At 70.3% G+C, this 13129-nt stretch carries 13 protein-coding genes; 5 read left to right on the forward strand and 8 right to left on the reverse strand.

From position 1 onward, the window contains the following. Positions 1–5 precede the first annotated feature (5 nt). The 5 genes from IE325_RS20990 to IE325_RS21010 all read right to left on the reverse strand — a co-directional run bounded on the left by IE325_RS20990 (position 6) and on the right by IE325_RS21010 (position 3647). Positions 6–455 carry an organic hydroperoxide resistance protein gene (locus IE325_RS20990; RefSeq protein WP_190071500.1) on the reverse strand — a complete coding sequence of 150 codons (450 nt, stop codon included), beginning with the start codon at positions 453–455 and terminating at the stop codon, positions 6–8. 124 nt (positions 456–579) lie between these two features. After that, positions 580–1041, reverse strand: a complete 462-nt coding sequence (locus tag IE325_RS20995) for a MarR family winged helix-turn-helix transcriptional regulator (RefSeq protein WP_190071501.1) — start codon at positions 1039–1041, stop codon at positions 580–582. Beyond that, a complete protein-coding gene (locus IE325_RS21000; RefSeq protein WP_190071502.1) occupies positions 1038–1844 on the reverse strand; it encodes an energy-coupling factor ABC transporter ATP-binding protein in 807 nt (268 codons plus the stop codon). The genes IE325_RS20995 and IE325_RS21000 overlap by 4 nt, the downstream gene beginning before the upstream one ends. After that, complete coding sequence (cbiQ, locus tag IE325_RS21005; RefSeq protein WP_176576743.1) at positions 1832–2593, reverse strand: cobalt ECF transporter T component CbiQ; 762 nt, start codon at positions 2591–2593, stop codon at positions 1832–1834. Before cbiQ ends, IE325_RS21000 begins: the two co-directional genes overlap by 13 nt. 4 nt (positions 2594–2597) lie before the next feature. Then, positions 2598–3647: an energy-coupling factor ABC transporter permease gene (locus tag IE325_RS21010; protein WP_190071503.1), complete on the reverse strand. Its 1050-nt coding sequence runs from the start codon at positions 3645–3647 to the stop codon at positions 2598–2600. A 166-nt stretch (positions 3648–3813) separates the two neighbouring features. Between IE325_RS21010 and IE325_RS21015 the strand changes: the two genes are divergently transcribed. Continuing rightward, entirely contained in the window at positions 3814–4176 is a 363-nt protein-coding gene (locus IE325_RS21015; protein ID WP_190071504.1) for an SsgA family sporulation/cell division regulator, read from the forward strand. Between the two features lie 3 nt (positions 4177–4179). Here the strand turns inward: IE325_RS21015 and IE325_RS21020 are convergent, their stop codons facing one another. Both IE325_RS21020 and IE325_RS21025 read right to left on the reverse strand, forming a co-directional pair. Next, entirely contained in the window at positions 4180–5862 is a 1683-nt protein-coding gene (locus IE325_RS21020) for a penicillin-binding transpeptidase domain-containing protein (RefSeq protein ID WP_190071505.1), read from the reverse strand. A 106-nt stretch (positions 5863–5968) separates the two neighbouring features. Next, positions 5969–7612: a penicillin-binding transpeptidase domain-containing protein gene (locus IE325_RS21025; protein WP_190071506.1), complete on the reverse strand. Its 1644-nt coding sequence runs from the start codon at positions 7610–7612 to the stop codon at positions 5969–5971. Between the two features lie 195 nt (positions 7613–7807). Between IE325_RS21025 and IE325_RS46670 the strand changes: the two genes are divergently transcribed. Then, positions 7808–8794: a calcium-binding protein gene (locus IE325_RS46670; RefSeq protein ID WP_268256362.1), complete on the forward strand. Its 987-nt coding sequence runs from the start codon at positions 7808–7810 to the stop codon at positions 8792–8794. A 10-nt stretch (positions 8795–8804) separates the two neighbouring features. Here the strand turns inward: IE325_RS46670 and IE325_RS21035 are convergent, their stop codons facing one another. Beyond that, positions 8805–10556, reverse strand: coding sequence for a dolichyl-phosphate-mannose--protein mannosyltransferase (locus IE325_RS21035; protein ID WP_190071507.1), 1752 nt, complete (start codon positions 10554–10556; stop codon positions 8805–8807). Positions 10557–10618: 62 nt separating this feature from the next. Here IE325_RS21035 and rsmI point away from each other — a divergent pair, with 62 nt between their 5' ends. From rsmI to IE325_RS21050, 3 genes are all read left to right on the forward strand, one after another. Beyond that, entirely contained in the window at positions 10619–11467 is an 849-nt protein-coding gene (gene rsmI / locus IE325_RS21040) for a 16S rRNA (cytidine(1402)-2'-O)-methyltransferase (RefSeq protein ID WP_190071508.1), read from the forward strand. Positions 11468–11658: 191 nt separating this feature from the next. Next, the gene (locus IE325_RS21045; protein ID WP_190071509.1) at positions 11659–12054 is read left to right on the forward strand and encodes a hypothetical protein; all 396 of its coding nucleotides are present in this window, start codon (positions 11659–11661) and stop codon (positions 12052–12054) included. Positions 12055–12101: 47 nt separating this feature from the next. Beyond that, positions 12102–12992 carry a TatD family hydrolase gene (locus IE325_RS21050; RefSeq protein ID WP_190071510.1) on the forward strand — a complete coding sequence of 297 codons (891 nt, stop codon included), beginning with the start codon at positions 12102–12104 and terminating at the stop codon, positions 12990–12992. Positions 12993–13129: the final 137 nt, after the last annotated feature.

The raw sequence follows: 13129 nt of genomic DNA on the forward strand, positions 1-13129 counted from the left end.
CCCTTCTACCCAAGCAGGATGGTGACGTCGATGTTCCCGCGGGTCGCGTTGGAGTACGGGCAGATCTCGTGCGCGGCGTCCACCAGCTTGGCCGCGAGGTCGGCGTCCAGCACCGGCAGGGAGACGCTGAGGGCTACCGCGAGGCCGTAGCCGCGGTGCTTGTTGGGGCCGATGCCGACCTTCGCGGCGACCGTCGATCCGGTCAGGTCGTAGCCCTCGCGGTTGCCGACGAGGATCAGCGCGTTGTGGAAGCAGGAGCTGTACCCGGCGGCGAACAACTGCTCGGGATTGGTGCCGTTGCCGTCGCCGCCCAGCTCCAGCGGCATCGCGACCTTCAGCTCGATCTGGCCGTCCTGACTGGTGACATAGCCGTCCCGACCGCCGTGCGCGGTGGCCTCGGCGACATACATGATCTTCGTCGGACGGGTGTCGACGACGACGCCCTCGTCGGTCATGGGTGGCCCTCCCCCCGGAACGGTGCGCCCCCAGGAAAGGTGCGCACAAGTACATCGTGCACAAGGTACTGGGCGGTAGGTCGGTCGCCGTTACCAGGGGGTAGCAACCGTGGGTAACCCGAGTTCAGGGGGTGTGGCCCGCGGCGGGATGCGCTTGATGTGCGAGACGCCACAGTTCCTCGCGCAGCCGCGCGACCTCCGCGGCGTCCAGCCCCGTCGCGGTGAGCAGCGAGCCCGGCACGCACTTCGCGCGCTCCCGCAGCTCCGCCCCGCGCCCGGTCGCGGCCACGAGCACGGACCGCTCGTCGTGCGCGGACCGCTCCCGGCGCACCAGCCCCGCCGACTCCAGCCGCTTGAGCAGCGGCGAGACGGTGCCGTAGTCCAGCTTCAGCGCGCCCGCCAGCTCCTTCACCGTCGTCTCGCCGCGCTCCCAGAGGACCAGCAGCACCAGGTACTGCGGGTAGGTGAGGCCGAGTTCGTCGAGAAGCGGGCGGTAGGCCGCCGTCACCGCGCGCTGGGCGGCGTACAGAGCGAAGCAGAGCTGGTCGTCCAGGAACAGCGACCCCGCGTCCTCTTGATGCGTCACGCGCCCTCCCCCACGCTCGAACCGGCTTCGCTCGGCTCGCGCGGGGGCACCCCCATCACGGAACGCGGATCGAAGCCGAACGGCAGCTCCAGTCGATGGGCGCGCATCAGGTCGTCGTCCGCGAGGAGTTCGCCGGTCCTGCCGTCCGCCGCGATCACGCCCTCGCTGAGGATCAGGGAGCGCGGGCACAGCTCCAGGGCGTACGGCAGGTCGTGGGTGACCATCAGGACGGTCACGTCCAACGAGCGCAGGATGTCGGCCAGTTCACGGCGGGAGGCCGGGTCGAGGTTGGAGGACGGCTCGTCCAGGACGAGGATCTCCGGCTCCATGGCCAGTACGGTCGCCACGGCCACCCTGCGACGCTGGCCGAAGGAGAGGTGGTGCGGCGGACGGTCCTTGAACTCCGCCATGCCGACCCGCGCGAGGGCCTCCTCGACCCGCCGCTCCAGCTCCGGGCCCTTCAGTCCGGCCGCCGCGGGACCGAAGGCCACGTCCTCCCGGACCGTCGGCATGAACAACTGGTCGTCCGGGTCCTGGAACACGATGCCGACCCGGCGCCGGATCTCGGCCATGTGCCGCTTGCCCACGGGCAGCCCGGCGACCGTCACCGTCCCGGCGCCGCCGGTCAGGATGCCGTTGAGGTGCAGCACCAGCGTCGTCTTGCCGGCGCCGTTCGGGCCGAGCAGCGCGACCCGCTCACCGCGCGCGATGGTGAAGTCCACGCCGAACAGGGCCTGATGACCGTCGGGGTAGGCGAAGGCGAGGCCCGAGACCTCAAGGGAAGCGGTGCTCATAGGGTCCATCCCAACACGCAGACGACAAGGGCGGCGACCGGCAGCGCGAAGGCGTACGACCACTGCGCCCGGGACGCGGTCACCTCGTCGATCACCGGCATCGAACCGGCGTACCCCCGGCTGACCATGGCCAGATGCACCCGCTCGCCGCGCTCGTAGGACCGGATGAACAGGGCGCCCGCCGACTTCGCGAGCACGCCCCAGTGCCGTACGCCCTTCGCCTCGAAGCCGCGCGACTCCCGCGCGATCCGCATCCGCCGCATCTCGTCCGCGATGACATCGCCGTAGCGGATCATGAAGGAGGCGATCTGCACGAGCAGCGGCGGCAGCTTCAGCCGCTGCAACCCCAGCAGGAGTTCCCGCAGTTCCGTCGTGGAGGCGAGGAGCACGGACGCGGCGACGCCCAGGGTCCCCTTCGCCAGCACGTTCCACGCGCCCCACAGTCCGCTGACGCTCAGCGACATCCCCAGCACCTCGACCCGTTCGCCCTCCGCGACGAACGGCATCAGCACGGCGAACGCGACGAACGGCACCTCGATCAGCAGCCGCTTCAGCAGAAACCCGGCGGGCACACGGGCCGCGTACGCGACGAGCGCGAGCAGCACGGCGTACAGGCCGAACGCCCACATCGCCTCCCGCGGCGTCGACACCACGACCACCACGAAGGCGAACGTCGCGGCCAGCTTGGTGTGCGGCGGCAGACCGTGCACGGGCGAGTGCCCGTGCCGGTAGAGCCTGTGCGCGTGCCCGGCCCCCATGCCGTCAGACGTTCTCTACGACGGTGGGTGACGCGTCGTCCGTACGGCGCCTGCGCACCGCCCAGAAGACGCCGGTGCCCGCGACCACCGTCACGCCGACACCGATCACCCCCGCGAGACCGCCGGACAGCCGGGCGTCCGTGATGTCCTTCACGCCGTAGTCGGCCAGCGGCGAGTCGGCGTTGGCGTGGTCCTCGGTCTTCTTGTCGATGCCCTGGTCGGCGGCGACCTTCTCCAGCCCGTCGGGGCTCGCGGAGGCGTAGAAGCTGACGAACCCGGCGAGCACCAGCGAGGTGACGAGGCCCACGGCCCACACCTTGCGGGAGGAGCGGGCGGCGACCGGGACGGCCGGCTCGGCGGCGGGCGCGTCGACCAGCTCGCCGCCCACCCGCAGCTGGAGCCGCTGGCGCAGATCGCGGGCGCCGTACACGAGGTCCGGGCGTACGGCGACGACCGCGCCGACGGTCAGCGCGGTGATCGCTGCCTCGCCGATGCCGATCAGGATGTGCACCCCGACCATGGCGGTGGCGACCTTGCCGATGGAGACGTCGGTGGTGCCGCCGACCGCGTACATGAGGGTGAAGGCCAGCGCCGCCGCCGGTACGGACAGCAGGGCGGCGACGAAGGAGGCGACGGTGATCGAACGACGGCTGCGGGGGAGGATCTTCACCAGGCCGCGGAAGACGGCGTAGGCGACGACGGTCGTGACGATCGCCATGTTGGTGATGTTCACGCCGAGGGCGGTCAGACCGCCGTCCGCGAACAGGATGCCCTGCATCAGCAGGACCACCGACACGCACAGGACACCTGTGTAGGGGCCGACGAGGATGGCGGCGAGGGCGCCGCCCAGGAGATGGCCGCTCGTCCCCGCCGCGACGGGGAAGTTCAGCATCTGCACCGCGAAGATGAACGCCGCCACCAGTCCCGCCAGCGGCGCCGTCCGCTCGTCGAGCTCACGGCGCGCGCCGCGCAGGCTCACGGCGACGGCGGCAGCGGCGACCACGCCGGTCGCGACCGAGGTGGGGGCGTCTATGAATCCGTCAGGTACGTGCACCGTTCGATGATAGTGGCTTGTTGCGAACCCCTTGCAAGAGCGAGGAGCTCGGAACTGCGTCCGGACTTCTTGTGCCCGAAGGGGCGGTATCCGGGAAATATGCGACATTGGAGGGGGAGCGGAAGCACAGCTTTCGCACAGGTTGCGCAGCGTAAGGGGTCGACCGATGTCCGTAGTCGAGCAGTACGCGCGAGCCCATATCGTCACCGACGCGGACAGCCTCGCGCAGGACCAGGACGCGGTACCGGTGGTGCTGCGGTACGACCCGGACTCCGATCCGCGCGCGGTGCGGGTGCGGTTGCCCGGGCATGAGACGCATGAGTGGACGTTCTCCCGATCCCTGCTGGAGCAGGGGCTGCGGGCGCCGGCCGAGAGCGGCGAGATCCGGGTGTGGCCCTGTGGCCGGGTGCAGGCCGTCGTGGAGTTCCACTCGGCACAGGGCGTTGCCGTGGTGCAGTTCGAGACGAAGGCGTTGATGCGGTTCCTGCGGCGGACCTATCTGGCCGCCGCGCAACCCGTGGCCCGCTGAGGCTCAGCCGCCCATCTTCAGCAGCGCCGCCACGATCGGCCCCGCCGTGTCGCCGCCGTGGCCGCCCGCCTGGACCACGCCCGCCGCCGCCAGGTCGCCCCGGTACGCGGTGAACCAGCCGTTGGGCTTCTTCTGGCCGTCGACCTCCGCCGAGCCGGTCTTGGCACCGACGTTCCCGGTGACCCCGGACATCGCCTCGGCCGCCGTGCCGTAGGCCGCCGTGTAGGCCATCAGCTCGCGCAGCTGGGACAGCGCCGACGCGGACATGGTGCGCGAGGCAGTCGCCAGCTGCCGTCCGTCGACCTCCGGGGAGACCAGGTACGGCTGCTTGAAGGTGCCCGTCTGCACGGTCGCCGACACCGACGCCATGTTCAGCGGGTTCATCCGGACCGCGCCCTGGCCGATGAGCGAGGCCGCCATCTGGGCCTGCGACTGGACCGGGACGGCGCCGTCGAAGGTGGGGACGCCGACGGACCAGTTGTTCAGGGCGAGGCCGAAGACCTGCTGGGCCTGCTTGGTCAGGCTGTCGTCGTCCAGCTCGGGCGCCTGGCTGATGAAGGCGGTGTTGCAGGAGCGGGCGAAGCTCGCCTTGAAGGTGCCGTTCTTGATCTCGAACTTGTCGTCGTTCTGGAACTTCCAGTGCCCGTAGGTGAAGTACTTCGGGCAGGGGTGCTCCTTGTCCGCCGACGCCAGGCCCTTCTCCAGCAGCAGCGAGGAGGTGATGACCTTCATCGTGGAGCCGGGCGCGAGGGAGCCCTGGAAGGCGGTGTTGAAGCCGTGCGAGGAGTTGGCGACCGCGAGGATCTCACCGGTCGAGGGCCGCAGCAGGACCACGGACGCCTTCTCCTTCGAGGCGACCTGCTTCTCCGCGGCGGCCTGCATCGCCGGGCTGAGCGTCGTCTTCACCGTGCCCGGCGTGCCCTTGCTCAGCTCCAGCAGGGTCTTGTCGGACAGCTCGGCCTTCTTGGACTCCTCGCCCCGGATCACCTGGAGCTCGACGCCCGCCTTGCCGCCGGCCTTCTCGCCGTACTTCTCCCGCAGTCCGTCCAGGACCGAGCCCAGCGACGGGTACTCCTTCTCCGTCAGCTCGCCCCCGTCCCGGTCCAGGGCCTTGACCGGCGGGGTGCCGGACTCGCCGGTGACCAGGGTGTCGCCGTCCTTGAGGTCGGGGTGGACGACCGCCGAGTGCCACTGGACCAGCGGCTTGCCGTCCTCCGCGCGCCGTACGACGGTCAGCGAACTGTCGTACGCCAGCGGCTTGGTGGTGCCCTTGTACGACACCGTGCCCTTCACGGAGAAGGGGACCTCGGCGCCGGTGCGGGTGCCGGCGGTCACGGTGACGTCCTTGATGTGGGCGTCCTTGGTGTAGCCGGTCAGCAGGGCCTTCGCGGCCGCCGTGTCGTCGGTGACGGCGGCCGCCTCGGTGACCTTGCCCTGCTGCCAGGCGGTGAGGAACGTCTCGGCCGCGCCGGTGACCTCCTTGGCGGACAGCGGGCCGGTCTTGACGGCCTTGGCCTTGTCGTCACTGCTGGACGACGTCGACCCCGTGCCGTTCTCCGCCGCCGCGCCGCTGCCGAGCAGGGCGTAGACGCCGAGCCCGGCGCCACCGATGACCACGGCGATCATCCCGCCGAGCATGGCGGGGTTGGTCTTCCGTCGCTCGGCGACGCGCCTTCTGTTACCCACTGCTTTCCGTTCCCTCGCGTATTTCCGGGGCCCCCGCCCACCCCACCGACCTCACCCACACCAACGACGACGACCACCCTAGAGTCCCGTGCCGCGAGGGATAAGTTCAGCCGGACGCTCGTAGCACGGCTGCGACAATCGGGCCGGCCGCGTCGCCGCCGTGGCCGCCCTTCTCGGTCATGGCCGCCGCCGCCACATCATCACGGAAACCCGTGAACCAGCTGTCGGAGGTGGCCTGTCCGTCGACCTCCGCCGAACCGGTCTTGGCGCCGATGTCGCCGCCCAGCCCGGACATGACCCCGACGGCGGTGCCCTGGGCCGAGGTCGCGGTCAGCCGCATCATCTGCTTGAGCTGGGCCGAGGTGCTCGACGTGAGCCCCTTGGCGGTGGCCAGTTGGCGGTCGTCCAGGTCGGGCGAGACGAGATACGGCTGGCGGAAGTCGCCGGTGATGGCGGTGGCCGTCACCGACGCCATGTTCAGCGGGCTCATCTGGACCTGTCCCTGCCCGATGGCGTTGGCCGCGCGATCCGGGCCCGCGGAGGCGGGGACGCTGCCGTCGAACGAGACGATGCCGGTCTTCCAGTCACCGCGGCCGAGCCCGAACCGCTCCTCGGCCTCCGCCGTCAGCGAGGCGTCCGTGAGCGGATCCTCGTCGACGAGCTTGATGAAGGCCGTGTTGCAGGAGCGCATGAAGCCGGCCGCGAGGGTGGCGTTCGCGCTCTCGTCGGGCTCCATGCCCTTGAGGTTCTTGAAGGTCTGGCTCCGCCACACGGCGCTCGGCGGACAGGGCGCCGGGCCGTTCATCGTGGTCACGCCGTTGTCGATGAGCATCGCCGCGGTGATGATCTTCATCGTGGAGCCGGGGGCGACGCGTCCCTCGAAGGCCGCGTTGAAGGCGTCCTCGCGGTGGTTGGCCACGGCCAGCACCTCGCCGGTGCCGGTCTTGAGGGCCACGACGGAGGAGTTGGCGTATTTGCCCACGGCCTTCTCGGCCGCCGCCTGCACACTCGCGCTCAGCGTCGTCTCCAGCTTGCCCGGCCTGCCCTTGGCCAGGGTCAGCAGCGAGGTGTCCGGTGAGTCGTCGGCATGCCGGATCGACAGCTCGATGCCGGCCTCGCCGCCCGCCTTGTCGCCGTACCGCTCGCGCAGCGTGTCCAGGATCGGGCCGAGCGAGGGGTACTTCTCCTTCGTCAGCACGGTGCCGTCACGGTCGACGGCCTCGATGGGCGGGCTCGCCGCCTCGCCGGTGACGAGGGTGTCGTTCCGCCTCAGCTGCGGATGGATCACGGTGGGCTGCCAGTCGACGAGGGCCCGCCCGGTGGTGCGCCCCCTGACGACCTTCAGCTCGCTCTTGTAGGTGAGCGGCTTGGACTTCCCTTCGTACGACACCTTGGCGCTGACGGTGAAGGGCACGGTGGCGCCCTTCACCGCGCCGGGCGTGATCTTCACGCCGGTGATGTGGGCGTCCTGGCCGTAGGAGGACAGCACGGCCTGGGCCGCCGCGTCGTTGTTGGTGAACGTCGAGGCCTGTGCCGCCTCGCCCTTCTCCCAGGCCGCGAAGAACTTCTTCGTGGTGTCCTCGACCTCGTCCGCGTCCGGCGGCCCGGTCCTCGCGGGCGCGGGCCCCGCCGCCCCCGTAACGCCGCCCCCGTTCAAAGCGGAGACGATGTTGTAGGCGCCGTACCCGGCCCCACCCACCATCACCGCGAACACGCCGCCTATGACGGCGACTCTGACCCCCTTGGCCATGGTCCCCTCCCCGTTAAGTCCCCCGCACTGTAAGTGACAGGTGGGAAACCTGGCGGAGTTGTTTTCTTTTGTTGTCCGAATGTGTGACCGATTCTTGGCCGAACGGTCGGGAAATGCGGACAGGGTGGGGCGGGCAACCCGGCGTGGATGCCGTGAGTCGGATGTGTCGTCGGACACCACCTCCGGAGGTCAGCCGTGTCCTCTCCGTTCACCGGACGCCGTACGTTTCGCGTCGCGTCCGCAGTTGGCCTGGCGCTGGCCACGGCTCTTGCGCTCGCGGTGGTGCTGAGCCCTGGGCGGGGGTATGAGGGGCCACCTGCCACGGCCGGTGGCGGGAACAACGTCGGGTACCGGGCGGCCCCGGGCCAGAACAACAGGGTGACGGTCACCGAGTCGTCGGCCGGTCGGTACGCCATCAGGTATGTGATCGACGACGTGGTTCCCATCGACCCGGGGAAGGGCTGTGCCTACGTCAGCGACGCTGATCACACCAAGGTCTCCTGCATCGCCCGGTACCACGAGATGACCACGGACCCGGTCCGCACACTGTTCGTGGAACTCGGCGACGGTGAGGACACCATCAAGGGTCACCGGACCGGCGAAGCCGGCTTGGGCTACTCCGTGTTCAGCCTCGGCTCCGGCAACGACACCTGGACCGGCACCTCGGAAGAGGCCATGACGGTCTACGGCGGCCCCGGCGACGACACCCTCACATCGCGCTACGTCACGACGATCTGGGGCAATGACGGTGACGACACCCTCACGGCGATGAACGGGGGCTCTGTCGACGGCAACGACGGCGACGACACGATCCACGCCGGCCCCAAGGTCACAGCCGTGGGCGGCCACGGGAACGACGTGCTCCAGGGGGACGAGGGAACCCAGATCCTCCTCGGCGAACTGGGCGATGACACGATCCACGGCGGCCTGGGCGACGACCGGCTGTACGGCAACGAGGGCAATGACCTCCTGTACGGCGACGACGGTGACGACGCGATCTGGGGCGAGGACGAAGACCTGTCGGTGGGCGAGAAGCTCGGCAAGAAACGCGACGACAAGCTCTACGGCGGCCCCGGCACCGACAACCTCCAGGGCGGCCCGGGCCCCGACGAGTTGTACGGCGGCCCGGGTACCGATCAGCTGGACGGCGGGACCAGTCCGAACACCCTCGTCCAGGACTGATCCCCGCCCGCTAGACCCACGTATCCAGCCACATCCGTGACCGCCAGTCATCGATCGGGATCGCCGTGCCGGTGTGGATCGGCCAGAAGTAGATGAAGTTCCAGGCGATCAGCAGCACCAGTACGCCCGCGCCCGTGGCCCCCGCGACCCGGCGGGTGTCGCCGGAGCCCGGTGGGCCGATGATCGCGCCTAGGAGCATGGCGACGGCCAGGCAGAGGAAGGGGAGGAAGACGACGGCGTAGAAGAAGAAGATGGTGCGTTCCTGGTAGAGGAACCAGGGGAGGTAGCCGGCGGCGACGGCGCAGGCGATGGCGCCCGCGCGCCAGTCGCGGCGGAAGAGCCAGCGCCAGAGGATGTAGAGGACGGCGAAGGCGGCCACCCACCAGAGGAGCGGGGTGCCGAGGGCCAGGACCTCACGGGCGCACTTCTCGCCCGCGTCGGCGGGGCAGCCGTCCTTGCCGGGGGTGGGGGACTCGTAGAAGTACGAGACCGGGCGGCCGACGACCAGCCAGCTCCAGGGGTTGGACTGGTACGTGTGCGGGGACGACAGGCCGACGTGGAACTCGTACACCTGGTGTTCGTAGTGCCACAGGCTCAGCCACCAGTCGGGGAACAGCCAGGACCAGCTGCTGCTGCGGCCGTTCGCGGTCGCCCAGTCGCGGTAGTAGCCGCCGCTGCCGTCCGTGGCGGAGAGGATCCAGCCGGTCCAGGACGCGATGTACGTGACGATCGCGACCGGGACCGTGGCCAGGAAGGCCAGGCCGAGGTCGTGCCTGAGCACCGCCGTGTAGGGGTGGCGGGCGCCGGCCACCCTGCGCGCGCCCACGTCCCACAGCACCGTCATCAGGCCGAAGGCGACCAGGAAGTACAGGCCGTTCCACTTGGTGCCGAAGGCCAGGCCCAGCATCAGCCCGGCGAGCCAGCGGTAGGGGCGCCAGCCGAGGCGGAGGGTCTCGGCGATCTCGGCGTTGGGGCGGACCAGGCCGTCCGGGTCGGCCGGCAGTGCGGCGGCGAGTTTCGCACGGGCCCGGTCCCGGTCGAGGACGAGGCAGCCGAACGCCGCCAGCACGAAGAACATCAGCACCCCGTCGAGCAGCGAGGTGCGCGCCATCACGAAGGCCAGCCCGTCCACCGCCATCAGCGTGCCCGCGAGACAGCCGAGGAACGTCGAGCGGAAGATACGGCGGCCGATGCGGCACAGGAGCAGGACCGCCAGGGTGCCCAGCAGTGCCGTCATGAAGCGCCAGCCGAACGGGTTGAACCCGAACATCAGCTCGCCCAGGCCGATGACGTACTTGCCGACCGGCGGATGCACCACGTACGCCGCGTCCGTCGGGATCTGTACCTGGTCGCCGAGCTTCAGGACCATGTCGTTGGCGTTCTTGTCCCAGCTGACCTCGAAGCCGCGGTGGACCAGCGCCCAGGCGTCCTTGGCGTAGTACGTCTCGTCGAATATCACCGCCTTGGGGCTGCCCAGGTTCCAGAACCGCAGCACCCCGGCGAGCAGCGTGACCAGCAGCGGACCGACCCAGGCCGACCAGCGCGCGATCCGCTCGGCGAGCGGCCCGGGGACGCCGAGGAACTGCCACATCCGCGGGCTGGGCTCGACGTACGGCGGCACGAGCCGGTCGCGTACGTCGCTTCTCGGCGCCGCCACGTGGCCGAATCGGCGCAGCCGCTGCTGCCACGACGGCCGCTGGTCGTGGGGTGCCTGGCCCTGCCGGGTGTCCGTGGAGTCCATGGACGACGCTGTACTGGTCACCGCGCCATCGTAGGGAACACGTCTGTGACAGTCGCGTGGATGCGCCCTGCGAGGATGGAAACGTGACAGGAACCCTTGTTTTGGCAGGCACCCCCATCGGCGACGTCAAGGACGCCCCGCCGCGGCTGGTCGAGGAACTCGCCGGCGCGGATGTGATCGCCGCCGAGGACACGCGCCGGCTCAAGCGCCTCACCCAGGCGCTGGACGTGCAGCCGACGGGGCGGGTCGTGTCGTACTTCGAGGGCAACGAGTCGGCGCGGACGCCCGAGCTGGTCGAGGCGCTGCTCAACGGTTCGCGGGTGCTGCTGGTGACCGACGCGGGGATGCCGTCGGTGTCCGACCCCGGGTACCGGCTGGTCGCGGCGGCCGTCGAGAAGGACATCAAGGTCACCGCGGTGCCCGGTCCTTCCGCCGTGCTGACCGCGCTCGCACTGTCCGGGCTGCCCGTCGACCGGTTCTGCTTCGAGGGGTTCCCGCCGCGCAAGGCGGGGGAGCGGATCTCGCGCCTGAAGGAGGTCGCGGAGGAGCGGCGCACGCTCGTGTACTTCGAGTCGACCCACCGGATCGAGGACACGCTCGCCGCGATGGCCGAGGCGTTCGGCGCGGACCGCCGCGCGGCCGTCTGCCGGGAGCTGACCAAGACCTACGAGGAGGTCAGGCGCGGCACGCTGGGGGAGCTGGCCGCGTGGGCGGAGGACGGGGTGCGCGGGGAGATCACCGTCGTCGTCGACGGGGCTCCCGAGAAGGGGGCCGAGGAGGTCGACGCGGCCGAGCTGGTGCGCCGGGTTCGCGTCCGCGAAGAGGCGGGGGAGCGGCGCAAGGAGGCCATCGCGGCGGTGGCCGCGGCGGTCGGGGTGCCCAAGCGCGAGGTCTTCGACGCCGTGGTGGCGGCCAAGAACGCGGGGGCGTGAAACACCGGGTGAGCAGGGCGTATATCGCATGAGCGTGCGCCCCATGCCGGGGTAAAGCGACCCGGCCCTTTCGGCAAGGAACGTCCAAGTCGGCGCCAACACTGGACAGATCCCGTGCGTTCACTCCTGCGGGGGAGTCCACTGGGTTGTGGGACGCGACCCGTCCCACCCAGCGGACCACAGGAGCTGGCATGAGTGAGATCGCACAGCAGACCACGGGCCTTCGCAGCGCCGCGACCGCCGTCGTCCACGAGTCGTATTCGTTCGCCTGCATGCGCTGCGGGCATGGCTGGGAGCAGTCGTACGAGATAGAGCACCACGTCGACGGCGACGGCCATGAGTTCGTGATGTACGTCGCGAACGGCCAGGTCGTGCCGTCCCCGCTGAGCCGTCCCGCCTGTCAGAACTGCGACGGGCACATAGTGCGGATCATGCGCGCCGGCCAGGTGTCCTCCGTGCAGAACTCCCTGCATCGCCCGAGCCCCGTCCCCCGGCAGACGGAACCGGAGTCGGCGGCTCCCGCAGAACCGCACCACCACTGGCATCTGTCGGATCTGCTGCACGTCTTCCACCGCAAGGCGAGCTGAGCCGGGCTCCCGGCCGGCGGGGCATGCCCCTTTCGTAGGATCGGGGCATGCCTTCCAAAGCCGCCGACGTCGCCGACAAGCACGCCTCCCCTCCCCTCCCCGAACCCCTCCGGGTGCCGGTGGCCGACTCGCACACCCATCTGGACATGCAGTCCGGCACGGTGGAGGAGGCCCTGGCCAAGGCGGCGTCGGTCGGGGTGACCACGGTCGTGCAGGTCGGCTGTGACGTACGGGGCTCGCAGTGGGCGGCCGAGACGGCGGCGGCGTACGACGCCGTGCACGCCACCGTCGCGCTGCACCCGAACGAGGCCCCGCGCATCGTGCACGGCGACCCCGACGGCTGGTCGCGACAGGGGGCGCGCGAGCCGGGTGGCCCGCCGGCGCTCGACGAGGCGCTCGCGGAGATCGACCGCCTCGCCGCACTCCCCCAGGTGAAGGGCGTCGGCGAGACCGGCCTCGACTACTTCCGCACCGGGCCCGAGGGCAAGGAGGCCCAGGAGGCCTCCTTCCGCGCCCACATCGAGATCGCCAAGCGGCACGGCAAGGCCCTGGTCATCCACGACCGCGAGGCCCACGCTGATGTGCTGCGGGTGCTCAAGGAACAGGGCGCGCCCGAGCGCACCGTCTTCCACTGCTACTCCGGCGACGCCGAGATGGCCGAGTTGTGCGCCCGCGCGGGCTACTACATGTCCTTCGCGGGCAACGTCACCTTCAAGAACGCCCAGAATCTGCGGGACGCGGTGGCGGTGGCCCCCCTCGAGCTGCTCCTCGTGGAGACGGACGCGCCCTTCCTCACGCCGGCGCCGTACCGCGGACGGCCCAACGCGCCGTATCTCATTCCGATCACGGTGCGTGCCATGGCGGCCGTACGGGGGATCGACGAGGACGCGCTGGCGGCGGCCCTCGGCTCGAACACGGCACATGCCTTCGGTTACTGACCGATAACCGACGGATAACGCCCACGACGGTTCACAAGGGTCCATCTCGGACCGACCGCAACACTGCGTAGTCGCGTCGCTTTGGAGAGTCCCGACCCCTCCGCTAGGTTCTGGGGGCTTTGAAAAGGACCCCGAAC

The organism is Streptomyces lanatus (assembly GCF_014655715.1).
GTDB lineage: Bacteria > Actinomycetota > Actinomycetes > Streptomycetales > Streptomycetaceae > Streptomyces > Streptomyces lanatus.